24 protein-coding genes are annotated in these 26,291 nt (G+C 68.5%); 19 read left to right on the top strand and 5 right to left on the bottom strand.

Annotated features, from left to right (window positions below; translation table 11 throughout):
• The first annotated feature begins 65 nt into the window (after positions 1–65).
• Positions 66–509, top strand: a complete 444-nt coding sequence (locus WS45_RS07320) for a GNAT family N-acetyltransferase (RefSeq protein ID WP_059699096.1) — start codon at positions 66–68, stop codon at positions 507–509.
• A 55-nt stretch (positions 510–564) separates the two neighbouring features.
• Entirely contained in the window at positions 565–783 is a 219-nt protein-coding gene (locus tag WS45_RS07315; protein ID WP_006751720.1) for a DUF1653 domain-containing protein, read from the top strand.
• A 75-nt stretch (positions 784–858) separates the two neighbouring features.
• Here WS45_RS07315 and WS45_RS07310 read toward each other — a convergent pair whose 3' ends face one another.
• Positions 859–2,070 (bottom strand): winged helix-turn-helix domain-containing protein, encoded by a 1,212-nt coding sequence (locus WS45_RS07310; RefSeq protein ID WP_059699094.1) that lies wholly within the window; start codon positions 2,068–2,070, stop codon positions 859–861.
• A 348-nt stretch (positions 2,071–2,418) separates the two neighbouring features.
• Complete coding sequence (locus WS45_RS07305) at positions 2,419–3,807, bottom strand: MFS transporter (protein ID WP_059526783.1); 1,389 nt, start codon at positions 3,805–3,807, stop codon at positions 2,419–2,421.
• Between the two features lie 331 nt (positions 3,808–4,138).
• Between WS45_RS07305 and treA the strand changes: the two genes are divergently transcribed.
• Positions 4,139–5,854, top strand: a complete 1,716-nt coding sequence (treA, locus tag WS45_RS07300) for an alpha,alpha-trehalase TreA (protein WP_059699093.1) — start codon at positions 4,139–4,141, stop codon at positions 5,852–5,854.
• 91 nt (positions 5,855–5,945) lie between these two features.
• Here the strand turns inward: treA and WS45_RS07295 are convergent, their stop codons facing one another.
• Together WS45_RS07295 and WS45_RS07290 are read right to left on the bottom strand one after the other, a co-directional pair.
• Positions 5,946–7,430, bottom strand: a complete 1,485-nt coding sequence (locus WS45_RS07295; RefSeq protein WP_059699091.1) for a carbohydrate porin — start codon at positions 7,428–7,430, stop codon at positions 5,946–5,948.
• Positions 7,431–7,522: 92 nt separating this feature from the next.
• The gene (locus tag WS45_RS07290; protein WP_059692200.1) at positions 7,523–7,792 is read right to left on the bottom strand and encodes a hypothetical protein; all 270 of its coding nucleotides are present in this window, start codon (positions 7,790–7,792) and stop codon (positions 7,523–7,525) included.
• 1,065 nt (positions 7,793–8,857) lie between these two features.
• On the opposite strand from WS45_RS07290, the gene WS45_RS35600 reads away from it, so the two are divergent.
• Both WS45_RS35600 and WS45_RS07285 read left to right on the top strand, forming a co-directional pair.
• Positions 8,858–8,995, top strand: a complete 138-nt coding sequence (locus WS45_RS35600; RefSeq protein WP_175752182.1) for a hypothetical protein — start codon at positions 8,858–8,860, stop codon at positions 8,993–8,995.
• 104 nt (positions 8,996–9,099) lie between these two features.
• Positions 9,100–10,746, top strand: a complete 1,647-nt coding sequence (locus tag WS45_RS07285) for an Nramp family divalent metal transporter (RefSeq protein ID WP_059526774.1) — start codon at positions 9,100–9,102, stop codon at positions 10,744–10,746.
• Between the two features lie 85 nt (positions 10,747–10,831).
• Here the strand turns inward: WS45_RS07285 and WS45_RS07280 are convergent, their stop codons facing one another.
• Positions 10,832–11,737, bottom strand: a complete 906-nt coding sequence (locus WS45_RS07280) for a helix-turn-helix transcriptional regulator (RefSeq protein WP_059699270.1) — start codon at positions 11,735–11,737, stop codon at positions 10,832–10,834.
• A 280-nt stretch (positions 11,738–12,017) separates the two neighbouring features.
• Between WS45_RS07280 and WS45_RS07275 the strand changes: the two genes are divergently transcribed.
• The 14 genes from WS45_RS07275 to WS45_RS07210 all read left to right on the top strand — a co-directional run bounded on the left by WS45_RS07275 (position 12,018) and on the right by WS45_RS07210 (position 26,115).
• Positions 12,018–12,851: a helix-turn-helix transcriptional regulator gene (locus WS45_RS07275; protein ID WP_059699089.1), complete on the top strand. Its 834-nt coding sequence runs from the start codon at positions 12,018–12,020 to the stop codon at positions 12,849–12,851.
• 238 nt (positions 12,852–13,089) lie between these two features.
• Complete coding sequence (gene sctV, locus WS45_RS07270; RefSeq protein ID WP_059527211.1) at positions 13,090–15,303, top strand: type III secretion system export apparatus subunit SctV; 2,214 nt, start codon at positions 13,090–13,092, stop codon at positions 15,301–15,303.
• Positions 15,300–15,578 (top strand): type III secretion system export apparatus subunit SctS, encoded by a 279-nt coding sequence (sctS, locus tag WS45_RS07265; RefSeq protein ID WP_011659215.1) that lies wholly within the window; start codon positions 15,300–15,302, stop codon positions 15,576–15,578. The genes sctV and sctS overlap by 4 nt, the downstream gene beginning before the upstream one ends.
• Positions 15,578–17,617: a type III secretion system outer membrane ring subunit SctC gene (gene sctC / locus WS45_RS07260; RefSeq protein WP_059699087.1), complete on the top strand. Its 2,040-nt coding sequence runs from the start codon at positions 15,578–15,580 to the stop codon at positions 17,615–17,617. Before sctS ends, sctC begins: the two co-directional genes overlap by 1 nt.
• Positions 17,598–18,947 carry a type III secretion system inner membrane ring subunit SctD gene (gene sctD / locus WS45_RS07255; RefSeq protein WP_059526765.1) on the top strand — a complete coding sequence of 450 codons (1,350 nt, stop codon included), beginning with the start codon at positions 17,598–17,600 and terminating at the stop codon, positions 18,945–18,947. Before sctC ends, sctD begins: the two co-directional genes overlap by 20 nt.
• A 145-nt stretch (positions 18,948–19,092) precedes the next feature.
• On the top strand, positions 19,093–19,314 hold the full coding sequence (locus tag WS45_RS07250) for a hypothetical protein (RefSeq protein WP_059527208.1): 222 nt from the start codon (positions 19,093–19,095) through the stop codon (positions 19,312–19,314).
• 124 nt (positions 19,315–19,438) lie between these two features.
• Positions 19,439–19,921, top strand: coding sequence for a hypothetical protein (locus WS45_RS07245; protein ID WP_059527205.1), 483 nt, complete (start codon positions 19,439–19,441; stop codon positions 19,919–19,921).
• Between the two features lie 53 nt (positions 19,922–19,974).
• Complete coding sequence (gene sctJ, locus WS45_RS07240) at positions 19,975–20,859, top strand: type III secretion system inner membrane ring lipoprotein SctJ (RefSeq protein ID WP_059699085.1); 885 nt, start codon at positions 19,975–19,977, stop codon at positions 20,857–20,859.
• On the top strand, positions 20,856–21,596 hold the full coding sequence (locus WS45_RS07235; protein ID WP_059692136.1) for a SctK family type III secretion system sorting platform protein: 741 nt from the start codon (positions 20,856–20,858) through the stop codon (positions 21,594–21,596). Before sctJ ends, WS45_RS07235 begins: the two co-directional genes overlap by 4 nt.
• Positions 21,578–22,207, top strand: a complete 630-nt coding sequence (gene sctL, locus WS45_RS07230) for a type III secretion system stator protein SctL (RefSeq protein WP_059600083.1) — start codon at positions 21,578–21,580, stop codon at positions 22,205–22,207. The genes WS45_RS07235 and sctL overlap by 19 nt, the downstream gene beginning before the upstream one ends.
• Positions 22,204–23,589, top strand: a complete 1,386-nt coding sequence (gene sctN / locus WS45_RS07225; RefSeq protein WP_059526754.1) for a type III secretion system ATPase SctN — start codon at positions 22,204–22,206, stop codon at positions 23,587–23,589. The genes sctL and sctN overlap by 4 nt, the downstream gene beginning before the upstream one ends.
• Entirely contained in the window at positions 23,582–24,256 is a 675-nt protein-coding gene (locus tag WS45_RS07220; protein ID WP_059699082.1) for a hypothetical protein, read from the top strand. Before sctN ends, WS45_RS07220 begins: the two co-directional genes overlap by 8 nt.
• Complete coding sequence (sctT, locus tag WS45_RS07215) at positions 24,250–25,059, top strand: type III secretion system export apparatus subunit SctT (protein WP_059699081.1); 810 nt, start codon at positions 24,250–24,252, stop codon at positions 25,057–25,059. The genes WS45_RS07220 and sctT overlap by 7 nt, the downstream gene beginning before the upstream one ends.
• A gap of 24 nt (positions 25,060–25,083) precedes the next feature.
• Positions 25,084–26,115 (top strand): EscU/YscU/HrcU family type III secretion system export apparatus switch protein, encoded by a 1,032-nt coding sequence (locus tag WS45_RS07210; protein ID WP_059692139.1) that lies wholly within the window; start codon positions 25,084–25,086, stop codon positions 26,113–26,115.
• Positions 26,116–26,291: the final 176 nt, after the last annotated feature.

Below are 26,291 nucleotides of genomic sequence, written 5' to 3'. Positions count from 1 at the left end.
GCTTGTCGCCCACCCCGCGCCGCGCTATCGTTGCTGCTCCGCCCCCGACCGACCGGAGAGCCGACGTGCCCGCAGCCACTCCCGCCACGCTGAGATTTTCCACCGACAAGCGCGAACTCGACATCGACGCGATCTTCGATTTCCTGCATCGCGATGCGTACTGGTCGCAGGGGATTCCGCGCGATGTCGTCGAGCGCGCGATCGACGGCTCGCTGTGTTTCGGCGCGTATGTGGACGACAGGCTCGTCGGGTTCGCGCGGCTCGTGACCGATCACGCGACGTTCGCGTACCTGTGCGACGTCTTCGTCTTGCCGGCCGACCGCGGCAACGGCTATGGCCGCGCGCTGATCGACCACGTATTCGCGCAGCCGATGGTGCGGAGCCTGCGCCGCATCATGCTCGTGACGACCGACGCGCACGAACTGTACCGGCCGGTCGGCTTCGGGCCGTCCGCGAATCCCGAGCGGCTGATGGAGATTCGCCGCCCCGACATCTACTCGAAACGCTGACGCGCGGCGAGCGCATACAATACGCGCTTTCGTTTTTGCCGAAGGGAAGCAGATCATGACCGAACAGGAAGCCGAACAGCTCGCCACGCATCGTCACTACAAGGGCGGGCTGTATCGCTACATCGGCGTCGCCCGTCATTCCGAAACCGAGGAATCGGTGGTGGTGTACGAGCATCTGTGGCCGCATGCGCGCGGCCTGTGGGTGCGGCCGGAAGCGATGTTCAACGAGAACCTACCGGACGGCACCCCGCGCTTTCGCAAGCTGCGCGACTGAGTCGTGACAGGTGGCGGGAGACGGGCGCGCCGTCGCGCAATCGCAGGCGGCACGCACGTCGCCGTTCCGCCGGCGTTACGCGCCGGCCAGCGCCTTCGACAATTCGGGCGGCGCGTGCGCGACCGTCACCTCCGGCGTGCCATGCCACACCGCCAGCCGTTTCACGGCCTTCGCGACGTCGGCCGCGAGCCCCGTGCCGAACCGCACGCCCGGCTCGACATGCACCGCCTTCAATTCGAACGTGCCGAGCGCGCGATGCGCTTTCGCGTCGACGCGCCCGATCAGCCGGCCGCGATGCAGCACCGGCAGGCAGAAATAGCCGTAGCGGCGCTTGTGCGCGGGCGTATAGCACTCGATCGTGTAGTCGAACCCGAATAGCGTCGACGCGCGCCGCCGGTCCCACACCACCGGATCGAACGGCGACAGCAGCGTCGTGACGGTCGAGCGCAGCGTATCGTCCGCGGCGGCCGGCAGCAGCGCCTCGAGCGAGCGATGCACGTAGGCGGGCTCCTTCCAGTCCGCGATCTCCACCGGAATCAGCTCGCCCGCCTCCGCGAGCCGCTCGAGCTCCGCGCGGTACGAACGGCGCGGCAGCCGGTAGTAATCGGCCACCCAGTCCGCGCGCACGACGCCGAGCGCGCGGCACGTGTAGTCGAGCAGCGCGGGCAGCACCGCGTCGCGCGGCGGCAGGTCGCGCGCATCGTCCCAGTCGGGCAGCACGCGCTCGCGCACGTCGTAGATCCGCTGAAAGTTGCGGCGTTCCGACACCATCAGGTCGCCGGTCGTGAACAGCACTTCCAGGTGTTTTTTCTCGGGCTTGCGGTCCCACCATCCGTTGCCCTTCGCGCCGTCTTCGCGAATGAAATCCGCCGACCGCACCGGCCCTTCGTCGCGAATCCGCGCGAGCATGCGGTCGATGTCCGCGCGATTCTGCTCGTGCCATTCGGCCGCGTATTTCCAGCCCATTCCCGACGGATCGAGCATCTTGTAGCGCATCAGCCCGAATTGCTCAATCGGCAGGAAGCACGCCTCGTGCGACCAGTATTCGAACAGGCGCGCCTCGGCGAGATGTTCGTCGAGCCACTGCGGGGCGAAGTCGCCGAGGCGGCTGAACAGCACGAGATACGGGCTGCGCGCGACGACGTGAATGGTATCGATCTGCAACTGCGCCATCCGGCGGATCGTGTCGAGCACGTCGGCCTTGGTGGCCTTGCGGCGGGGCGGGGTCAGCAGGCCCTGCGCGGCGAGATGCAGCGCGCGGGCGGCGGCGGGCGAGAGCGTAAGCATCGGAACGGCGGCTGAGGGTGGCGGTCGGGCACCACTTTAGCGCGAAAGCGGCACACGTGTGCGATGCATGCATGCAACGCGTCTGACAATGGTTGACAGATGCGCGGCGCGACTTTCCCTATAGTGCAGTCATGGCGCGACGAAATGTGCGCGCAACGATTCGGCTTCCGACGCACATATGTCCATGGCACGCAGGAAGCAGATCCGGGATTCTCAACCCCCAACGAGAGACCCGGAGCCCTGAGCGGACATCCATGCGGCTGTGCACCGGCCCCGTGTGGATGTCCGCTGATTTTTTTTGTTTTCCGGCTCTTCCGCCGCCTGCCTTTCCCTCTCCAGCCAGCACGTTCATTGCCGCTTGCCGCGCGCGACTTCGTCGCCGGCGCCGGGCGGCAGCCGTCGCGTGATCGGAATCGACGCGAACGAACACAGCCCGACCACGACGAACGCGGGCCAGAAATCCGACCACACCATCGTCTGATGCCCCTGCAGCCAGTGCGACACGTGCAGCACCAGGCCGGCGACCGTCACGCCGAGCCCGAGCGACATCTGCTGCACGACACTGCCGAGGCTCGTCGCGCGGCCTGCATCGGCCTGCGAAATATCCGCGTAGATCATCGAATTCAGGCTCGTGAACTGGAGCGCGGGGAAGATGCCGCCGACCAGCACGATCGTCCAGATCGCCCAGGTCGCCATGCCCGGATGGAACACGCCGTAGGCGGCGATCGCGAGCCCGGCGAACGCGGCGTTATAGATCAGCACCGTGCGAAAGCCGAAGCGGCGCAGCGTATGGGTGGCCGTCGAGCGGCTCACCGCGCCGCCGAGCGCGGATGCGCAGGTGATCAGCCCGGAGTGGAACGCGCTCATCCCGAGGCCTTCCTGGAGCGCGAGCGGCAGCAGGAACGGCACCGCGCCGAGGCCGATGCGGAACAGCGACCCGCCGACCACGCTCGCATGGTAGGTCGGGATCTTCAGGAAACTGAGGTCGAGCACCGGACGCGTCTTGCGGCGCGCGTACGGCACGTAGAGCGCGAGCATTGCCGCGCCGGCCGCGCACATCAGGAGCGCGTTGCCGCGCGACGTGAGCGAGCCGTCGATCAGCGTGAGGCCCATCAGCAGCAGCGCGGCGCCGCTCGCCGACAGCAGGAATCCGAACCAGTCGAGCGGGCCGGGATCGGCCTCGTGCGTGTTCGCGATGTGCTTGCTCGCGAGGTAGATCCCGTAGATGCCGATCGGCACGTTGATGAAGAAGATCATCCGCCAGTGCAGGTAGGTCGTGATGAAGCCGCCGACGAGCGGCCCGAGCGTCGGCCCGAACAGCGCGGGAATCGCGAGGTAGTTCATCGCGCGCACGAGATCGGAGCGCGGCACCGCGCGGAAGATGATGATCCGGCCGACCGGCACCATCATCGCGCCGCCGACGCCCTGCACGAAGCGCGCGAACGTCAGCACGCCGAGCGAGTTGGAGGCCGCGCACATCAGCGAGCCGGCGACGAAGATGCCGATCGCGGTGCGGAAGACGGAGCGCGCGCTGAAGCGGTCGGCAAGCCATCCGCAGATCGGGATGAATACGCCGAGGCCGACCACGTAGGACGTGATCGCAATGTTCAGTGTGACGGGATTGTGCCCGAAGTCCCTCGCCATCGCGGGCAGTGCGGTGACGATGATGTTCGCGTCGACGCTTTCCATGAACAACGCACAGGCAACGATGAGCGGTGCTAGAAAGACGGGCGACATGGGCAGGGCGCGCGGTAAAGACGCCATTATGCCCACAATGTGGTCGTTGCGTCACGCGAGACAACGGTTGTTCCGCATGTTGCAACAGTCGTTCCTGTTACCGCGTGTGAAAGAAGGGACGACTGCGATGCCGGATGCGATTCGTGACATGACACATGACGCGCGCCCGTGGTGGCCGCCGCGAAACTTGCGTGCGATGCGCGTTTCGTGCGACAGTCGGAACTCATCTGCGTAATACAACGACGCGCATCGATCGACGGCCATCGAGACGAGCGCACGCGCGAACGAGACCCCTGCCGAACCATTCATCATCGAAAGGAGGGGACACGTCATGACGCCACGTCGTGCCGCATCGAACGCATCGCATCCTGCCTCGCATCCGCCCGTTCCCGCGCCGCGTCTGCGCTGGGCCGCCGTCCTCGCCGTCGCTTACCTCGCCGTCGCCGGTTGCGCGGCGCAGGCCGACAGCGCAAATCAGGCCGCGATGCAGGCGGGCAGCCAGTCCGCCGCGCCCGCCACGGCGACGCTCGCGAGCCCGGCTTCGGGCACGCTGCTGCCGCCACCGAGCCAGCTCTACGGCGACCTGTTCGTCGCGGTGCAGACGGCGCAAATCTATCCTGACCAGAAGACCTTCGTCGACGCGACGCCCAACACCGATCCGGCGACGATCGTACAGTTGTATCAGCAACAGAAGTCGCAGCCGGGCTTCTCGCTGAAGGCGTTCGTCGACCAGCACTTCACGCCGCCGCCGGAAGGCGGGGTCACGCCGCCCGCGAACCAGACGCTGCGCCAGCACATCGACTGGCTGTGGCCGCAGCTCACGCGCACCAGCACGACGGTGCCGCCGTACGGCTCGCTGATCGCGATGCCGAAGCCGTACGTGGTGCCGGGCGGCCGCTTCCGCGAAGGCTACTACTGGGATACCTATTTCACGATGCTCGGGCTGCAGGTGTCGGGGCGCGAGGATCTCGTCGACGACATGCTCGACAACTTCGCGTATCTGATCGACACGATCGGCCACATCCCGAACGGCAACCGCACGTACTACGCGAGCCGCTCGCAGCCGCCGTTCTTCGCCTACATGGTCACGCTCGCCGCGCAGGTCGAAGGCGACAAGGTCTACCAGAAATACCTGCCGGCGCTGCGCAAGGAGCATGCGTACTGGATGCAGGGCGAGACCACGACGCCGCGCGGGCAGGCGGCGCGCAACGTGGTCGCGATGCCGGACGGCGCGGTGCTGAACCGCTACTGGGACGCGAGCGACACGCCGCGCGACGAGTCGTATCTCGAGGACGTGACGACCGCGAAGGCGGTGCCGAATCGTCCCGCGAACGAGGTGTACCGCGACCTGCGCGCGGGCGCCGAAAGCGGCTGGGACTACAGCTCGCGCTGGTTCGGCGACGGCAAGACGCTCGCGACGATCCGCACGACGTCGATCGTGCCGGTCGACCTGAACAGCCTGATGTTCCATCTCGAGACGACGATCGTGAAGGGCTGCGCGGTCACGCGCGACATCGCGTGCGTGGCGGATTTTTCCGGACGGGCGGCGCGGCGCGCGGCGGCGATCAACCACTATCTGTGGAATCGCCGCGGCTATTACGGCGACTACGACTGGCAGTTGCGCAAGCCGCGCGACGGCGTGACGGCCGCCGCGCTGTATCCGCTGTTCGCGGGCGTCGCGTGGCCCGAACGCGCGAAGGCGACCGCGCGCGAGGTGCGCAAGACGCTGCTGCAACCGGGCGGCCTCGCGACGACGACCGAGAACACCGGCCAGCAATGGGACGCACCGAACGGCTGGGCGCCGCTGCAGTGGATCGCGATCGACGGGCTGCGCCGCTACGGCGAACCGGCGCTCGCGAAGGACATCGGCACGCGCTTCCTGGCCGACGTGAAGCATGTGTATGCGACCGAAGGCAAGCTCGTCGAGAAGTACGTGGTCGAAGGGGCCGGTGCGGGCGGTGGCGGTGGCGGCGAATATCCGCTGCAGGACGGCTTCGGCTGGACCAACGGCGTCACGCTGAAACTGCTCGGGCTGTATGGCGAGTGACGGGCCGCATGCGTTGCATGCAGGCGCGTAAACGGACACGGGCCGGATCGCCGCGCGCGCGGCAGTCCGGCCCGTGTCGCATGGGCGGGTGTCAGAACGTGATCGTCGTGCGCACGCCGACCACCGTTTCGTCGCCGATGCGCGCGCCGGCCGCGTTCGGGTTCGGGATGCCGCCGCCCGGCCGGAAGAAGTGTTGCACGTCGGCCTGCAGTTGCCACCACGGCGCGACCTGGTACTGATAGGTCGCCTCGATCACCGTTTCCGCGCGACGCACCGGATAGCCGGGCGTCGTATACGTGCCGGTGTCGCCGTCGAGCGCACGGGCATGCGAGCCGATCTTCGCGTAGCCGATCGCGATGCCGGCCGTATCGTCGTCGCGGCCCTTGAACGGCGCCTTGAGCGTCACGCCCGCATTCGCCGCGAAATCGACGACGTTGCGATCGCCCGGCGCGCCCATTACGCGCGCGAACACGCCGACCGAACGCGGGCTGTCCGCCGACGGCCGCCACACCATCTGATCCGCGACCGCATAGAAACCGTAGTTGCCGCGATGCGTGGCGGGGATGCCGTTGCTGGCCGGATTCGCGAGCGACAACCCGTCGGTGCCGAGGCGCGGATCGTTCGTGTGCTGTGACTGATACCAGAAGCCGAGCTTGTACGTGCCCGGCAGGCCGGCTGGTTGCGGCGCCTTCGGGTCGGCCGACGGCGCGTTCAGCGCGTACTGGAGTTCGCCGATCACGAATGCGCCGCTGCGCAGATTGAAGTTGGTGCCGTGCGCGTTCAGCACCTGCGCGTCGCCGTCGCTGCGGCCGGCCGGGTTGCCGTCGAACACGCCGACCATCGCGGTCCACGCGTCGGCCGGCTTCACGCGCAGCCGCACGCCGAGCGACGACAGCGGATACGCGGGGCCGCCGGACGGCAGGTCGGTCGACGGCAGCACGGGCCAGCCGAACGTCGCGTTCATGAACGTCGCCGCGTACTGGCTCACCATGAATTCCTGATCGACGCTCTGCTGGCCGACCCGTACGTCGGCCTTGCCGGCGAGGAACGCCTGCTGGTACCAGAGCTCCCACAGCCGCGTGGTCGAATTCGCCTCGATGCCGGTCGCGGTCTGCAGCGTCTGCAAATAGCGCTGCGTGAGGTTGGTGCCGTGGATCTGCAGCGCCGACACGTTGAACGTGCCGCCCGGCAGCCCGACCGCTTTCTCCGTATCGACGTTGAAGCCGAATTGCGTGAGGCCCTGATAGGCGCCGCCGCGCTGCGTGCCGCCCGCGGCGTTGTACAGGTATTCGCTGGTTTCCTGCAGGATCAGCGTGACGCCGTGATCGCCGAGCACGTCGCGCAGGCCGCCCATGTTGCCGAACAGGTTCGAGCGCTCCCAGAAACCGGTGGGCGCGGGCGCGGCAGCATCGGCGGCCGGTGCGGGGGCGGCGTCGCTGACGCCGGGCGCCGGCTCGGCCGCGGCGGCCGGCGATGGCGATTGCGCGAACGCGGGCGCAGCGGCGAGCGACAACAGCAACGCGGCGAGCGCATCGAGGCGCGGTGTGCGCGGTGCGGATTCGAAGCGATTCTTCATGCGGGCTCCGTTGTTTGATTGATTAGCTTGACTGAAGAAATGGAAACGTGAAGCGATGGCGCGGGTACAGGTGGCGCGTTCCGCATCGCCGTTCATGGCAACCAGCCCCCGATCCGCCATACGTGCGCGAAGCCGAGGCGCGACGCGCCCGTGCAGAGCAGCGCGACGAGCGCGATGGCGGCCGCCATCGCACCGACCAGCACGCAGTCGAGCGGGCGCGGCGCTTCCGGCAGGTGCGCGAGGGCGCTGCCGCGCCAGTTGCCGAACGCGTGGACGAGCGGCGAAACAGCCGAAACCAACGAGCGGTCGGACGCGACGTGGATGAGTCGCTTGAGTCTGGCCGCGAACGATTGAAAGAACATGACGACCCTCCGTCCGGTCCGGCGCATGCCGGACGACGTGATCGAGCGCGGGTGCATGACGCGACCTGCGATCGGCGGTTGGAACGTAACGGAGCGTGCGACGGACGGGCCGACTGTGCCGGCACCGGGGGAAGCGCGCTAACCCGACGAATGCGAGCTAGCGGCGAATGACATGCGTCTGGCTGCTATCTCGCGATGGCTTGGCCGGCCTGGACCGGCATCGAACTGCAACTGGAGCATGTGTCCACGAAGGGACTCCCTTGATGAATTGGGGCGGATTGTAGTCGCGAGCTTTGCTGCGGTGCAAGTAAAAAAGCAGCGGCGTTGCGCATATCGCGTCGGCAGCAGCACCGCGCGCGAGCCGGCCGACGCCCGGCGCGACCGCCCGCCGGCGGCACGCGGCGACTGTTGCTCGCACGCATCGGCGGCGCGCGCCGTGCGACGCATTGAAAGGTTGCGGCGCGTCATTCCGGGCGCGAATCTTTCAGCGTGTAGGGGACGGAAAAAATATTCCCCGGCGGGCGTGCCAGAGGGTTGACTTCCGTTTCGGCGGGTCCATAGAATCCGGCATCTTCACTCTTGGGGCCGCCGCCTTGGACGCCTGCAGTAGTCGATCTTCGAACGAAATTTCCGCCTGAGCGACCGACGTCCGCGCCTCATCGAAGCCGCCGTTTGTCATCCAGGCAAACGGTGCGCGCAGCAGTATTCCGCAGCAACTCCCTACGTGCACCCTGATTCGCGCCGGTTAGCGTGATGCGTTTGCGCATGCGCCATCCGGTTTCGCCGCCGCCCGGCGCGCGGCCGCGTTCGCGCATGCGTTTCGCATGCACCCGAACGGCGGCCCGCGCCGCGCGGCGGTCAATCGTGTTCTCCGGAACACTGCACAGGAGCCGCCGTGAACGACAGTGACAGTTGTCCCATATGCCCGTTGCACCAACAGACCCTTTTGAACCCGGGTCGCAGGGACAATCCGGCCGACTAGCCTGACACGTCGTTCAGGCCCCGGACTGGCCCCGCGCCCACCAAGCGGCCGGCACGCATGCCGTTGCCGCCAGGAGCCAGACCATGAACTTCGGCCTTCTGCTGTCGAACCTCCCGCACGTCACGGAATCGCGTCCGCATTACGACGCGATGCTGACGCTCGACGCCCGTCCGCGGGTGTTCTCCCGTTTGCTGAACCACCTGAAATCGTTGATCCGCTGAAGAAGCGCCGAGCGCGTCTCGGCATGCGCGCGCGGCCTCGTTCCGCGCGCGTATTCCAAGGCCACACGCTTGCCGGATAAAAAACCAGCCGTACGGAATTCATCATGTCCACGCCATCGAACGTCTCTCCACCGATCGCCGTCGAACGCAGCGCCGTGCTCGACGAAGCCCACCTGGGCGACATCCGCGGCGCGCTCGGCACCATCGCACATCACGACACCGCCGCGCGCGGCACGTGGTGGGCGCGCCTGCGCACGCTGCTCGCGATCATCGGCCCCGGCCTGATCGTGATGGTCGGCGACAACGACGCCGGCGCATTCGGCACCTATACGCAGGCCGGCCAGAACTACGGCACGACGCTGCTGTGGACGCTGCTGCTGCTCGTCCCGGTGCTGTACGTGAACCAGGAGATGGTGCTGCGCCTCGGCGCGGTCACCGGCGTCGGCCACGCGCGCCTGATCTTCGAGCGCTTCGGTAAATTCTGGGGCGCGTTCAGCGTGATCGACCTGTTCCTGCTCAATGCGCTGACGATCGTCACCGAATTCATCGGCATCACGTTCGTGCTGGCTTTCTTCGGGCTCCCGAAGGTTGCGGGCGTCTGCGTGGCGGCCGCGTTGACGATGGCGGCGGTGAGTACCGGCGACTTCAGGCGCTTCGAGCGGTTCGCGATCGTGCTGTGCGTGATGAGCCTGCTGCTCGTGCCGGTGCTCGTGTCGATCCACCCGCCGGTGGCGCAGATGTCGCGCGACTTCTTCGTGCCGAACTGGCCCGCGCACGCGAAGCTGTCCGACGTGATGCTGCTCGTGATCGGCATCGTCGGCACGACGGTCGCGCCATGGCAACTGTTCTTCCAGCAGAGCTACGTGATCGACAAGCGCATCACGCCGCGCTTCATGAAGTACGAAAAGGTCGACCTGTGGATCGGCATCGCGTTCGTGCTGATCGGCGCGGTCGCGATGATCGGCTTCAGCGCCGCGCTGTTCGGCGGCCATCCGGAAGCGGGCAGCTTCACAGACGCGGGCGGCGTGATCGCGGGCCTCGAGAAATATGCGGGCCGCACGAGCGCGACGCTGTTCGCGGTCGCGCTGCTCGACGCGTGCATCATCGGCGCGGCGGCGGTGTCGCTGTCGACCGCGTACGCGATCGGCGACGTGTTCAAGATCCGCCATTCGCTGCATCGCGGCGTGTCCGATGCGAAGGGCTTCTATCTCGTCTATTTCGGCATCGTCGCGGCGGCTGCCGCGCTCGTGCTGATTCCGGGCAGCCCGCTCGGCCTGCTGACCGAAGCGGTGCAGACGCTCGCCGGCGTGCTGCTGCCGAGCGCGACCGTGTTCCTGCTCGTGCTCTGCAACGATCGCCAGGTGCTTGGGCCCTGGGTCAACTCGACGAAGCTCAACGTGTTCACGGGCGCGGTGATCTGGGTGCTCGTGCTGCTGTCGATCATCCTGACCGCATCGGTGATGTATCCGGACATCAGCGGCGAAGCGATCGTCGATGTGCTGGTCGGCGGCACCGTGCTCGCGATCGCCGGTTATCTCGCGACGGTGCTGATTCGCCGCAACAAGCGTGTCGTCGAGCCGGGCATCGACCGCGCGCTGCGCCCCACGTGGCGCATGCCGCCGCTCGAGACGCTCGAACCGCAGAACATGACGGTCGCGACGCGCGTCTGGATGGCCGTGCTGCGCGGTTATCTGGTGATCGCCGTCGGTCTCGTGATCGTCAAGGTCGTGCAGATGACGCTGCTGAAGTAACGCCGCACGGCGTGATCGTCAGGTGTACGGACATGCCGGCCCGCGAGGCCGGCATGTCCGTTTACGCGGGTTCGTCGCGGGCGCGTCAGATCAGCTCGAGCTTCGACGTCAGGTACGTGAGCTGGATCCGGTTCGCGACGCCGAAGCGTTTGCGCAGCTTGCGCAGGTGATAGTCGACGTTGTGCGCGCTGGTGTCGAGGCGCCGGCCGATCTCCTTGTCCGACGCGCCTTCCGCGATGCCCAGCAGCAGTTCCTGTTCGAACGGCGTGAGTCCGTTCACGGCGCGTTCGCGCGACGTCGCGATCAGTTGCGGCGACGCGAACTTGTGCACCGACAGCCCGATCGACAACGCCTGCTCGATCGTCGCCGGCGTGATCCACTCGCGCGTGCGGCGCGGCGCGGTGAAGCTCATGAACGCATGCAGCCGCGTGCCGGGCACGGCCATCGAATACATGATGCCGCTGCACATGCCGTCGTCCTGCATCGTCTGCAGGAAACCGTCGAGCGCCGTCGGCGTCACGCACGGGCCGTCGTCGCGTTCGCGATGTTCGCGGCGCAGTTGCTGCAGGTCCCACACGATCGGCATGTTGCATACGCGCGCGCCGAGCGTGCGCGGATCGATGTCGTGATGGTTGTGCCGCACGTAGTCGCCGCGATAGGTGGTCGGCGTGAACGCTTCGTGCAGATAGAGGCTTTCGACGCGCTCCCGCGAGAATTCGAGCGCGAAATAGGCGAACGTCGAGAAGCCCGTCAGGTGCAGCAGGCTTGCGACGATCCGGTTGCGTTCGGCGGTGCTTTGCGCGTGCGCGAGCGTATCGGCGACGCCGAGCTTCGGCGCGTGCGGCTGCACGATGTCGCCGCGCTTGACGTCGTCGCACCAGACGACCTGCACCGGGCGCGCTCTCGACGCGTCGGTGCAGGGGGCCGTCCGTCGCGACGGACGGGACAACGTTGGGGCGACCGCTTCTTCTTGCAATGCAATATCGGACATGTGCCATCCCTCGGAATCGACGCGCATCGCGTGGCGGCAGCCGTGTCGTGCACGGCGTTCGCGACGATGCGATCGAGCATCTTTATGATATGCGCAGATCATCATCCAGACGAAACGCGGGGGCATTGTACAAAAATGCCTGTGTACGCGTAATATGCCGTAATACTAATTCGGGCGAAAGGTTCATATTCGCACCGGTATAGAGACAACCAGAAAAAAATAAAGAAAAGACCAGATCGTGACGGGGCAGGTTCACATATTGGGAAAGGGTGGGCTCCTCATGACATATGCTGACGACGCGCCACGCGTCGAGTGGTTCTCGCAAGCCGATATTGCGGTCGCCGCCGCTTATTCGAAAGAAATTCATGCAATCGAGCGTGACGTTTTTACCGGCATTCAAATTGCGCCAGGTAAATCCGACCTTGCGCCTGTCGATTTCGCCCAATGCCATTCCCGATTGCGGCAAATCGGTTTCAGCACGCTTGGATACGGCGCGTATGAAATGATCGGGCGGCGCATTCTGTGCGCGCATTTGCTGCGCGATCTCGCGCCCGCGACGTTCATGCAGCCGTATATCGAGGGCATGCTCTACGAGAGCGACCCGCGTTTCGCGCAGGTGCGGCAGAGCGGCTTTCCGGTCGCGTGGCGGCTCGACGAGATCGAGTCGGCCGCGCAGGGCAGCGGCGACCGCAAGGTGCTCGCGCTGGCCGGCCATCTGCGTGCGCATGCAATGAACAGCGGCGTGATTTTCAGCCTGTCGGCGCCGCGGCTCGACTTGCGCGTCGCGGTGAACGTGACGTCGGAAGCGCACGGCACCGAGTGGATCGACGATCGCGTGATCGGCGGCGCGCTGTCGGTGAGCCTCGCCGTGCATCGCGTCGCGCTGCCGTTTCTCGAGGCGCGCATCGCGCGCATGCGCGGCTTCGCGCTCGGCGACGAGCAGCAGGAGGTGCTCGAGCGCCTCGTGCGCGGGCTGTCCGACCAGGAGATCGCGAGCGCGCTGCGCACGTCGCTGCACAAGGTCGGTCACCATATCCGTTCGCTCGAAAAACTCTTCAACGTCCAGAATCGCGCGCAGCTCGCGTATCTCGCCGCACGCCGTCTGGAGCCCTGACCCTGTCTGCGCGCGCGGCGCACGCCGCGCGATGGAAGCGGTTCCGGCGACGCGCGCGAGCAGGCGCCGCCGGGTTTCGTAGTCGGATCGGATCGTCATCCGAAAACCGCCGCGCCGCTACGAGGCGCATCCCTTTTTGCGCGGTGTCGCGTCGCTACACTCGTCCCATTCAACGGTCCGCGCGACACGGGGCATGACGGCCCGTGCCCGGCGGCGACAACGACAGGACGACGGCACGATGGCAGAACCGAAGGCGCTCCCTCGCGACTGGCAGCGGATCTTTTCCGCCGGCCGCAGCGTGTCCGGGCGACGTCTCGGGGCATCGCCGCGCGCCGACCTGTTTCTCGCCGCGTTCATCGTGTCGGTGGTCGCGCTGTTCATCCTGCCGCTGCCGCAAGCCGCGCTCGACGGGATGATTTCGCTGAACCTCGCCGCGAGCGTCGTGTTGCTGACGGTGTCGACCTACGTGCCTTCGGCGGTCAGCTTCTCGTCGTTTCCCGCGCTGCTGCTGTTCACGACCCTGTTCCGGCTCGCGCTGAACATCGCGTCGTGCAAGCTGATCCTGCTGCACGCGAATGCGGGCCACGTGATCGACGCGTTCGGCCGGCTCGTGGTCGGCAACAACGTCGTGGTGGGCGGCGTGGTGTTCCTCGTGATCGCCGTCGTGCAGTTCATCGTGATCGCGAAGGGCTCCGAGCGGGTCGCCGAAGTCGGCGCGCGCTTCTCGCTCGACGCGATGCCGGGCAAGCAGATGAGCATCGACGCGGACCTGCGCGCGGGGATCATCAGCGCCGACGAAGCGCGCGAGCGTCGCGAGAAGCTCGAACAGGAATCGCAGATGCACGGCGCGATGGACGGCGCGATGAAGTTCGTGAAGGGCGACGCGATCGCGGGCCTCGTGATCGCGTTCATCAACATCGTCGCGGGCATCGCGGTCGGCACGCTGATGCACGGCATGGACATCGGCGAGGCGCTGCAACGTTACGCGATCCTGACGGTCGGCGACGGGATGGCGTCGCAGATCCCGTCGCTGCTGGTGTCGATCGCGGCCGGCATCGTCACGACGCGCGTCGCGACGCGCGACACGCGGCAGCGCCAGCTCGGCGAACAACTGGGCGAGCAGCTCGGCGCGCATCCGCGCGCGCTGCTGATCGCGGCGCTGGTGCTGGCCGGCTTCCTCGTCGTGCCCGGTTTTCCGAAGTGGTCGTTCGCGCTGATCGCGTTCGGCCTCGGCGCGTTCGCATTCACGCAATTGAAGCGCAAGACGACCGCGCCGAGCTTCAACCTGATTCATATCGCCGGCCGCATCGGCGCGACCGACGACGGCCAGCCCGCGAAGGTGTCGCATGCGGCGGGTGTGACGTCGCTGATCGCGGTGTCGCTGTCGGACGACCTGCGCACGACGCTGAACCTCGCGCAGCTGCAGACCGCGCTGTCGAGCGCGAAGGCGCGCGTCGACGCGGATATCGGCACGGTGTTTCCGCGCATCACGCTGAACGACGACGAGGGCGCGGCGGCCGGCACGTACCGGATCTATCTCCAGGACGTGCTCGCCGCGCATGGCGCGCTGAAGCCGGGCTGGCTGCTGTGGGACGGCGTCGCGCCGCTGCCCGAGCGTGCGGAGCGCCAGCCGGCCGAGGCGTTCGGCCCGTTCGCGACCGCGCTGTGGATCAAGCCCGACGGCGCGGCGCCGGACGGCAAGTGGCTGACGAGCGAAGGCGCGCTCGCCGCGCACGTCGAACAGATCGTGCGCCAGCATGCGGACGAACTGCTCGGCATCCAGGAAACGCAGGCGCTCGTGCACCTGGTGCGCCGCGAGCATCCCGAACTCGTCGGCGAACTGACGCGGCTCGTGCCGCTGCAGCGCGTGACCGAGGTGCTGCGCCGACTGCTTGCCGAACAGGTTCCGATCCGCAACCTGCGCGTGATTTTCGAAAGCCTGATCACGTGGGCGCCGAACGAACCCGACGACGTGATCGCGCTGGTCGAGCTGGTGCGCGTCGACCTGCGCCGGATGATCACCGATCGGCATGCGGGCGCGACGCGGCAGCTGCGCGTCGTGCTGTTCGAGCAGAACCTGCAGGAGCGGATCGAGAACGCGGTAATGCGCACGAAGCAGGGCAATTTCCTCGCGCTGTCGAGCGCGATCAAGCAGGACATCGGCGAACAGGTGCGCGCGATCGTGCAGGCCGCGACGTCGGCGCAGGCGGCCGGCGCGGGCGGCCACGGCAGCCCGCAGGGCGCCGCGCGGCTCGCGGTGATGGTCGCGCTCGGCGCGCGCCGCTACGTGAAGACGATCCTGCAGCCGGTGCTGCCCGAACTCGCGGTGCTGTCGTACCAGGAGGTCGAGGAGGACGTGCAGCTGCATACGGTCGGCTGGGTGAAGAACCCGCCCGACGACGGCACGCTCGGCGCGGGCGCCGGCGTGCGCGCGCCGGGAGTCGCGCAATGACGAGCTCGACGATCCTCGACCTGACCCGGCAGGCGCTGATGCTCGTGCTGCTGCTGTCGCTGCCGATCGTGCTGATCGCCACCGTCACCGGCCTCGTGGTCGCGATCCTGCAAGCGGTCACGCAGGTGCAGGACGCCAACATCGGCATCGCGGTGCGGCTGATCGCCGTGATGGTCGCGCTCGTGCTGCTGTCGGGCTGGCTCGGCAGCGAGGTGCTGCGATTCGCGCAACAGGCGCTTGAACGCATGTTCGTTTCTTCCTCAGGAGTGCTTTGATGCGTCGACGCGTCACCCCGATCCGGTTTCAACCGCGCCGCCTGCAACGGGCCGCGCTCGCCATGTGCGCGACCGCGCTGCTCACGGCATCGCTGTGCATGACGGTCGCGCATCCGGCGCGCGCGGCGGACCTGCGCTGGCGCAACAAGCCGTTCACGATCGTCGCGAACGGCAAGAAGATCGGCGATTTCATTCGCGAGCTCGCATCGTCGCAGGGCGTGACGGCCGTGGTCGATCCGAAGGTCGACGGCGTGATCAGCGGCCGCTTCTCGGGCACGCCGCAGCAGACGCTCGACACGATCTGCTCGACCTACGGGCTTACGTGGTACTACGACGGCTCGTTCCTGTACGTCGATCCGGCCGACCAGTCGCAGACGCAGATGATCCCGATTCCGCCGAACGCGGCCGGCGAGATCGGCCGCTCGCTGCAGGCGATGCAGATTCCCGACAAGCGCTACACGCTCGTGATCAACGACCGCGCGAACAGCGTGTACGTGGCCGGCCCGCGCCGCTACGTGGAGCTCGTGCGGCAGGCGGTCGGCTCGGTCGGCGACCCGTCGGCGAACGGTGCGCATGCGGACATCCGCGCGTTCCGGCTCAGGTACGGCTGGGCGTCCGATTTCACGATCAACCGCTCGGGCAAGGAAGTGACGGTGCCGGGCGTCGCGACGATCCTGCGCCGGCTGTTCGGCAAGGGCGGCGGCACGAGCGAACTGCCGTCGAGCACGCCGCTCGGGCAGGCCGCGCGTCAGGTGAAGCTCGGCTCGGGGCTGACGATCGCGGTGCCGCGGCTCGACTTCCCGGACATGTCCGGCGGCCCGCGCCAGGGCGGCTACGGCGGTGCGGACGGCAGCGCGGGCGGCTTCTCGCCGTTCTCGAGCGGCGGCGGTGGCGACGCGCTGCCGCAGATCGTCGCCGATCCGGCGATCAACGCGGTGATCGTGCGCGACCTGCCGGAGAACATGTACCGCTACCAGTCGCTGATCAACCAGCTCGACGAACGGCCGCGCATCGTCGAGATCAACGTGACGATCATCGACATCAACGAGGATTCGCTCGACAGCCTCGGGATCGACTGGCGTCTGCACACGACGCACGGCGACGTGCAGATCGGCAACGGCCAGAATCCGCTGAACGGCAACACGCAGTTCAACGGCGCCGGCAATCCGCCGCTGACGTTCGGCATCGGCACGTCGGAAACCGGGCAGACCGGCGCCTTCATGCCGACCGGCATCGCGCTGACCGCGTCGATCGGCGGCTCGTTGCGCAACTATCTGCTCACCCGCGTGAACGCGCTCGCGCAGAAGGGGCAGGCGCAGCTGCGCTCGAAGCCGAAGGTGCTCGCGCTCGACAACACCGAGGCCATTCTCGAGAATCTTACGCAGTTCTACGTACAGGTGCAGGGCTACCAGGATTCGTCGCTGTACAGCGTGACGACCGGCACCAGCATCAAGGTGACGCCGATGATCGTCGACGAGGCGATCCGCAATGCGGCCGCCGTGTCGGGTAACCCGCAGAGCGTGATGATGTCGATCGACATCCAGGACGGCAACATCGTGCCGGGCCAGGCCGTGTCGAACGTGCCGGTGATCCAGCAGCGCAACATCGTCACCAAGACGATGATCGACGAAGGCAAGAGCCTGCTGATCGCGGGCTTCAACGACGACGAGGTGCGGCTGAACAAGAGCGGCGTGCCGTGGCTGTCCGACATCCCGCTGATCGGCAACCTGTTCAAGTACACCGACAAGTCGGGCAACCACATGGAGCGGTTCTATTTGCTGACGCCGCGCGTGGTGACGACCGCGTCGATGTACGCGCCGGACGGCTCGCCGGTGAATCCGGGCGCCGACGGGCCGGCCGGTTCGAACGGCACGTCGATGTATCGCCCGCCGGACAACGACATCGCGGTGCCGCTCACGCCCGCGCCGCTGCCCGGCACGAAGTTCGGCCCGCCCGCGCTGCCGCCGCCGAAGGATTCGGCCGCGCAGCCCGTGGCGACGACCGCAGGAGCGTCCACTCATGTCGACGACCATCATTGACCCGCACGGCGACGGCGCATTGCCCGGCGGCGGCGCGGCCGGATCGGCCGCGCTCGCGTCGCCGTGGAACCTGTGCTTCCTCAGCGGGCCGATGTACGGCCGCACGATGTCGCTCGCGCGCGGCGCGAACTGGGTCGGCACCGCGGCCGACTGCGAAGTGATCCTGCCCGATCGCGAGATCGGCGCGAAACAGGTGTGCCTGCAGGTCGGCGCGCTCGCGGTGACGGTGCAGAACCACGGCGGCGACGGCGGAGCGCCCGTGCTGTTCAACGACGAGCCGCTCGGCGCGGGCCGCCGCTCGATGACGCCGCAGGACGTCGTGACGGTCGGCTCGATCAAGCTCGGCATCGCGCGTCATGCGCAGGCGAGCGTCGCGGTGCCCGACGAGGCCGACACGCAGGACGCCGCGCGCGAGGCCGCGTGGCTCGGCTGGCTCACCGGCGGGCTGCGACGTCTCGGCAGCCGGCGGCTCGTGATCGCGGTCGTCGCGCTGTGGATCGGCGTGCTGCTCGGCGCGCTCGGTTACGGCTTCGTCGCGTGGTCGGGGCGCCTGCCGTGGCAGCACGAGTCGGTGCTCGCACGCACGCATCGGTTGCAGCAACTGCTGCACGCGTATCCGGAACTCGCCGTCGCGCCGCGCGACGACGGCGTGATCGTGTCGGGCTACGTGAGCGACCCGGCCGCGCGGGAACGCGTCGCGCAGATCGTCGCGGGCGTCGACAACGCGGCGCTCGGCAACATCTACGTGGTCAGCGATCTCGTCGCGACCGCGCAGACGTATTTCAGCGACACGGCACTGACGGTCACCTATCTCGGCCGCGGCCGGATCGAATTGACGGGCGCGGCCGAGCGCGCGCAGATCGAGCCGCGCATCCGCAACTACATGAAGGATGCGCGTCCGGCGCTCGAGGTGGTCGACCACGTGCGCGACGCCGATGCCGCCGCGCCGCGCACCGCGACGACGCTCGGCGGCGTCGCGGGGATTCCGGAGATCACGACGGTATTCGCGGGCGACGGCGACCAGCGCTACATCGAGACGGCCGACGGCAGCCGCTATTTCGAAGGCGCGCGGTTGAAGGAAGGGCCGACCGTCGTGTCGATCGGTCCGGACGAAGTCGTGTTCGAGCGCAACGGCCAGCGCATCACGATGCCGCTTGGCGGCGCGTCCGCGAGCGCGCCCGAGCGTGCGCCGGCGCCGCCCGTGCCGCCGCTCGCGAGCGGCGCGGCGGCCGGCGTCGCGCAGCCGGTGCCGGGCCCGACGCTGCCGCAGGATGCGCCGGCGACGCCGGCCGTCGCGGCCGCCGGTGCCTCGAAGGAGGCGGCGCACTAGCGTCGCGACAGGATTTGCGCATCGCGCGTCGCGCGGTGCGCGCATTACGCGACACGCCGCATGCATGCGGCGCGTCACGTCGCCGGCGGGGCATGGGGCCGCCGCCGGAAAGTGGATGACGTTCTTCACGCAAAAGGAGCGAAATATGGGTGCCTCGGCAGCAGGTAGCGCGGGTGGTCCGAACGACACGACCCAGGTTCAGCAGCAGGCGGACGACCTGACCAAGACGCAGCTCGAACTGACGAAGATCAACTTCCAGGTTCAGCAGTCGACCGCGACGTTTGAAACCAGCAACGCAGTAACCGCGCAGGAAGGGACGGCGAACGCCCAGGTTGCGCAACACCTGAGTTCCGCCGGCCGCGCATGAAGCCGGTCGCCGGCCGCGCCGCGCGACGCCACATGCCCGGGCCGCCCATGACGGGCGCCCGGCGGGGCGTGTGCGCGTGCCGGCCGGCTCGTTCCCGGCTCTGCCGGTCAAGGAGGACACGATCATGTCGGTAACAGGCGTAGGCGCGGCGCCGCCGGGCGCGGCCGCGCTCGCGGGCGCCGTGCAGCAGGCGGGCACGGCGTCCGATCCGGCGCAGGTGCGCCAGTTCGATGCGTTGATGCAGCCGGGTGCGGCCGCGGCGTCGCCGTCGGCGTCGGGCGTCGCGATGTCGCGCGCGCCGGCCGATGCGGCGCCGGCGGTGCAGATGACGCCCGCGACACCCGCGCAGGCGAACCATTCGTCGCTGGTCGAGCGGTTGCGCACGTACGGCAACGATCTCGACACGCGGTACGCGAACATCGACAAGCATCGCACCGAGATGCTGACGTCGATGGCGGACAACCGCAGCGATCCGCTGATGACGATGGTGAAGGCGATGGATTTCCAGTGGACGGCGACCACCACGATTTCCGAATACCAGTTGAGCCTGTCGGTCGCGCAGGCGGCGAACGGCTTCACGCACACGGTGCTGAAGACGCAGGAGTGACGAAGGCCGGTGCGTGTGCCCGAAGCGGCCGCGCGCCCTGAAGCGGACAAACGATGACGACGATCGATTCGACGCCGCGCATGCATGCGTGGCGCAGCCGGGCAGCGCGAGCGCTGCTCGCGGGACTGCTCGCGCTGCTGGCCGGCTGCCAGAAGGAGCTGTACTCCGGCCTGTCGGAGCGCGACGCGAACCAGATGGTCGCCGTGCTCGGCGATGCGGGCATCAGCGCGTCGAAGGACAACGACGCGCGCGACACGTCGGATCGCAACGCATGGCAGGTGAGCGTCGCGGACGGCGACATGCAGTCGGCGCTCACCGTGCTGCAGGCGAACGGGCTGCCGAAGCCGAGCTATGCGAGCCTCGGCGAGCTGTTCCAGAAGCAGGGGCTCGTGTCGACGCCGGCCGAGGAGCGCGTGCGCTACCTGTACGGCGTGTCGCAGGACCTGTCGCGCACGCTCCAGGACATCGAGGGCGTGGTGGTCGCGCGCGTGCAGGTCGTGATTCCGGAGAACGATCCGCTCGCGGACAAGATCAAGCCGTCGTCGGCGGCCGTGTACATCCGCTACCGGCCCGGCGTGGACCTGCGCGCGATGGCGCCGATGGTCAAGGACCTCGTCGCGCACAGCATCGAAGGGCTGCAGTACGACAACGTGTCGCTGTTCCTGCAGCCGGCCGCCGCGCGCGCGACGCGCGTGGACGGCATCGGCAGCGCGGTGTCGGACGTCCTGCGGCTGCGCTCGCCGCTCGGCTGGCTGGTGTTCGCGCTGATCCTGCTGACCTGCGCGGTGATCGCGCTGTCGGCCGCGCGGCGCGGGATGTTCGGCGCCCGGCTGGCCGGGCTGGTCGGCACGCCGCGCGGTGCGAACGGGGCCGGCGGTGCGTCCGCGTCGTCGGGCGGCGGCCTGCGCACGCCGGACGGCGCGCGCGACGGCGCATGAGCGAACACGCCGCGCTGCCGCCGGGTGCCAGGCCCGATGCCGCGCCGCTGCCGTGGCTGCACCCGCTCGCGCCGCCGCCGCCCGCGCGGCTCGCGGCGTTTCACGCGCTCGTTTGCGAATTCAACCTGCGGCCCGACCGCTATCTGCACGTAACGCGCGTGCCGGCCGAGTGGCCCGCGCGCTATCGCTCGCCCGACGCGTTCGGCCCGGCCGGCCGCAAGCTGCTTGCGCGCCATCTGCTCGACGCGAACGACGTGGCCGCGCATCACGACTTCGACGTCGCCAACCCGTGTGCGCGGCTCGCGCTGCTGCCCGGCGCGGCGCTCGAGCAGCTTGCGTCGTATGCGGGGCTGCTGCTGCATCGCGGCTGGCTGCGCGATGCGCTGACCGTGCGCCGCATTCGCGCGGAAATCGCGGCGAAGCTCGGCGGCGACGCGCTGGAACTCGCGCTCGAGCGCGCGCCGGAATTCGGCGCGCTCACGGACACGCTCGAACCGTGGCGTGCCGATCCGGCCGCGCTGCCGGTGGTGATCCGCGCGCGCGGCGGACGGCTGCTCGCGGATTTCATCGGCGTGGCCGGCGACGCGGTCGCGCGGCGCGCGCGCCTGAAATTCAACCGCGCGATCGACGACGAAGCGCCGTACTGGCTGAATCGCGCGCAGCGCGACCAGTTCGGCGAATTGCTGTTCCTGTTTCTGATTCCCGAGAGGCTTGCGTCATGGGACTGGCTTTTCTGATCACGAGCGACAACCTGCAGCTGCTGTCGGAGCGCAAGGTGCTCAAGGAGCGCGAGTACGCGGCGCTGCTCGACGCGTCCGCGGTGATCGCGACCGCGCGCGACGAGGCCGCGCGCATCGTCGCCGATGCACAGCGCGAATTCGACAAGCGCCAGGCGGCGGGCTACGACGAAGGCATGCGCCGCGCGCAGCGCGAGCATGCGGCGCAGGCGTACACGCAGGCGCTGGCCGCCGCGCGCACGATGGAGTCGATGAAGGATTCGATGGCCGACATCGTCGTGAAGGCCGTGCGCGCGATCGTCGGCGAGATGGGCACGCAGAAGCTCTACGAGGCCGCGCTCGCGCGGATCGCGCCGCTCGTGCGCGACGAGGCGTTCCTGATCGTGCGGGTCGCGCCGGGCCGCGAGGACGAGATGCGCGACGCGCTCGACCGCGCATTCGCCGGCCAGTCGAATCGGCAACGGATCCGCATCGTCGAGGATGCCCAGCTCGAACGCCACGCGTGCACGGTCGAGACGCCGTCCGGGCGCATCGACGCGAGCCTCGACCTGCAGATCGACGCGCTGCGCCAGGCGATCCGCCGCGATGCGCTGAAGGGCACGACGCGATGAACACGCCGCTCGACGATCCGCAGTCGTTCGGCGGCGACAGCGACGACGATGCCGCGCCGTTCGATCGCGGCCGCCTCGTCGGCGACCTCGACGCGGGGCTCGCATTTTTCTCGCCGGTGTCGGTGCAGGGCCGCGTCAATCACGCGGTCGGGCAGATCCTCAATGCGACCGGCATCCGCGCGCGGCTCGGCGAGATCTGCGAACTGCGCACGCCGAACCAGCCGACGCTGCTCGCCGAAGTGGTCGGCTTCTCGCGGCAGACCACGCTGCTCACGCCGCTCGGCGACGTGGCCGGGCTGTCGCCGGAGACGACCGTCGTGCCGTCCGGGCGCGAGCACGTGTTCCCGGTCGGCGAAGCGCTGTTCGGCCGCGTGCTCGACGGGCTCGGCCGGCCGCTCGACGATCGCGGGCCCGTGACGGGCGCCGCGTGGGTGTCGACGCAGCAGGACCCGCCGAACCCACTCGCGCGCAAGATGATCGACACGCCGTTTCCGACCGGCGTGCGCGTGATCGACGGCCTGATGACGCTCGGCATCGGCCAGCGCGTCGGCATCTTCGCACCGTCCGGCGTCGGCAAGAGCACGCTGCTCGGGATGATCGCGCGCGGCGCGCAAGCCGACGTGAACGTGATCGCGCTGGTCGGCGAACGCGGCCGCGAAGTGCGCGAATTCATCGAGCACAGCCTGTCGCCCGAGGTGCGCGCGCGCTCGATCGTTGTCGTGTCGACGTCCGATCGTCCCGCGATGGAGCGCGTGAAATCCGCGCTGGTCGCGACCGCGATCGCCGAGCACTTCCGCGATGCCGGCAAGCGCGTGCTGCTGCTGGTCGATTCGCTGACGCGCTTCGCGCGCGCGCAGCGCGAGGTCGGCCTCGCGAGCGGCGAGCCGCCGACGCGGCGCAGCTTCCCGCCGTCGACGTTCGCCGTGCTGCCGCGCCTGCTCGAACGCGCGGGTCAGGGCGCGACCGGATCGATCACCGCGCTGTACACGGTGCTCGTCGAAGGCGATGAGGAATCCGATCCGATCGCCGAGGAAGTGCGCTCGATCCTCGACGGCCACATCGTGCTGTCGCGCAAGATCGCGCTCGCGAACCGCTATCCGGCGATCGACGTGCTCGCGAGCCTGTCGCGCGTGATGCCGCTCGTCGCGAGCCGCGCGCATCAGCACTCGGCCGCGCGCGTGCGCGAGCTGATCGCGAAGTATCAGGAGATCGAGCTGCTCGTGCAGATCGGCGAGTACCGCGAAGGCAGCGACCGGCTCGGCGATCTCGCGCTGCGCGCGCGCGATGCGATCGGCGCGTTCTGCACGCAGGCGTCGCACGAGGACGTGCGTTTCGACGCGCTGCTCGCGAAGCTGACGAAACTCGCGAACGACCATGTCTGAAGCCGACGACCGTCTCGTGCTCGCGACGCTTGCGCGCCTGAAGCGCGTGCGCGAGATGCGCAGCCAGATCGCGCGCGTGGCGGCCGCGCGCCAGCAGGGCGTCGCCGCGCAGAGCCGGCGCGCGCTCGATGCCGCGCACGCGCAGCTCGCGCGGCAGGTCGCGGCGAAGGCCGCGATCCAGACGCGGCTCGCCGACGACCTGCGCGAGGCGCGCGCGCTGCAGAATGCCGCGGCCGACACGCGCACGTTCGATCGTCACATCGGCGTCGCGAATGCGTCGGTCAGCGAAGCCGCGCACGTGCACCGCGATCACGAGGCGACGCTCGCGGACCTGCAGCGCACCGCGCGCAAGGCCAAGGCCGCCGAGGACAAGCTCGACAAGGCGGGCGAGAAGGCATTGCAGGCGCGTGCCGCGCGGGTCGAGCGCGACGCCGACGAGGTCGCGGACGCGCATGCGGTGCGGCGTTTCGCGACAGCCGGCGTGTGGGCGGGCGATGCGCCGGAGCATGCGGCGGGGCAGCCGGAGATGGCCGCCGTATTCGATGCGGAGATGGTGTCGCGGCCGGCGGATGCGGATGCGACGGCCGCGGCCGACTCCCCCGACACCGCCGACTCGACCGCTGCCGACGCTGCAACCCCTCCCGCCGCCGCGGACCGCCGATGCTAGACCACGCCGCGAATTTCAACGACATCGCCGGCACGCTGCGGCCGCTGCTCTACGTGATGCCGCGCCTGCTGCCGGTCATGTTCGTGGTGCCGGTGTTCAATGAGCAGATCGTCACGGGCCTCGTGCGCAACGGAATCGCGGTGGTGATCGCCGCGTTCGTCGCGCCGGTGATCGATCCGGCGCAGGTCGCCGCGCTGCCGTTCCTGATGTGGTGCCTGCTCGTCGCGAAGGAGGCGGTGGTCGGCATGCTGCTCGCGGGCGCGTTCAGCGCGGTGCTGTTCGCGATCCAGGGCGTCGGCTACCTGATCGATTTCCAGACCGGCAGCGGCAGCGCCGCGTTCTTCGATCCGATGGGCGGGCACGAGGGCGGTCCGACGTCGGGATTCCTCAATTTCGTCGCGATCGCGCTGTTCGTCACCGCGGGCGGCCTTCAGGTGCTGGTGAAACTGTTCGCGCAGTCGTACGCGTGGTGGCCGATCGGCTCGCTCGGCCCCGATTTCTCGTCGATGCTGGAGACCTTCGTCGTGCGGCAGACCGACACGATCTTCGAATGGATGGTGAAGCTCGCCGCGCCCGTCATCATCGTGCTGGTGCTCGTCGAGCTCGGCATCGGTCTCGTCGGGCGCGCGGTGCCGCAACTGAACATCTTCGTGTTTGCACAGCCGGTGAAGAGCGCGCTCGCGGTGCTGATGATGGTGCTGTTCCTGCCGGTGGTGTACGCGTCGCTGCATGCGCTGCTGAGCCCCGACAGCGGGCTGATGGCGCTGTTGCGCGCGCTGTTCGCCACGCACGGCGGCGCGTGACGGCCCGCCGGAACCGGAGCGACGATGGCCGAAAAGAACCAGCAGCCGACCGCGAAGCGCCTGCGCGAAGCACGCCAGAAGGGCGACGTGCCGAAGAGCGCGGAGACGATCTCGTCGGCGTTCTTCGTCGGCGTGTGCGTCGCGCTCGCGGTCGGGCTCGGCACGCTGTTCGCGCGGCTGCAGGCGCTGTTCCGGCTCGTGTTCGACGCGGCCGGCGCGGCCGATCCGTCCGCCCGGCTCGCGGCGCTGATCGACGGCGCCGCGCGCGACTGGGCGCTGCTGTCCGCGCAGATCGTCGCGGCCGGGCTGCTGGCCGGCCTGCTCGCGGGCTTCGTGCAGGTGGGCGGCGTGATGGCGTGGAGCCGGCTCGTGCCGCAGCTGTCGCGGCTCAATCCGGCCGAGGGGCTGAAGAACATGTGGTCGATGCGCAACCTCGTGAACCTCGCGAAGATGCTGCTGAAGACCGTGCTGCTCGCCGCGACGCTCGGCTGGCTGATCGTCGAGTCGCTCGACCCCTCGGTGCAGTCCGGTTTCACGCGGCCGATGTCGATTCTCGCGCTGATCGTGAAGCTGCTGATGCTGCTGTTCGGCTGGGCCGCGCTGATCTACATCGTGATGGCGCTGATCGACATCGTTCACCAGCGCCATGAGTTCAACCAGAAGATGAAGATGTCGATCGAGGAAGTGCGGCGCGAGCACAAGGAAGACGAGGGCGATCCGCACATCGAGGCAAAGCGCCGGCAGCTCGCGCGCGAAGCGCAGTTCTCGTCGCTGCCGGACCGGATCGGTTTCGCGTCGGTGGTCGTCTATTCGTCGAGCGTCGCGGTTGCGCTCTATTACGGCGGGATCGGCACGCTGCCGTGGGTGCTCGCGCGCGGCGAGGGCGAGGCGGCCGAGCGGATCGTGCGGCTCGCGCGCGACGCGCTGCGCCCGACACTCGCGAACGCCGGCCTCGCGCACGCGCTGTACGAGAGCACGCCCGAAAAGGGCACGATCCAGCAGCAGCATTTCCGCGAGGTCGCGCAGTTGCTGAAGTGGGCGACCGGCGCGGCATGACGGGTACGGCACGCCGGGCCCGGATCGCCGGCACGCACGCCGTTCGCCGATGCGCCGTGATGTGGACCCTTTTCCGGTTTGCCGGGCCGATCGCACGTCGGGCTTGACGCGGCTTTTTTTCCGGATTTGTCCGACATTCATCCATGAATTATTGCTGATTTATTTCTTCGTAATAT

The organism is Burkholderia sp. RF2-non_BP3, assembly GCF_001522185.1.
Lineage (GTDB): Bacteria > Pseudomonadota > Gammaproteobacteria > Burkholderiales > Burkholderiaceae > Burkholderia > Burkholderia diffusa.
The sequence above is the reverse complement of the archived record's forward strand: the minus strand, read 5'-3'. Positions and strand labels throughout refer to the sequence as shown.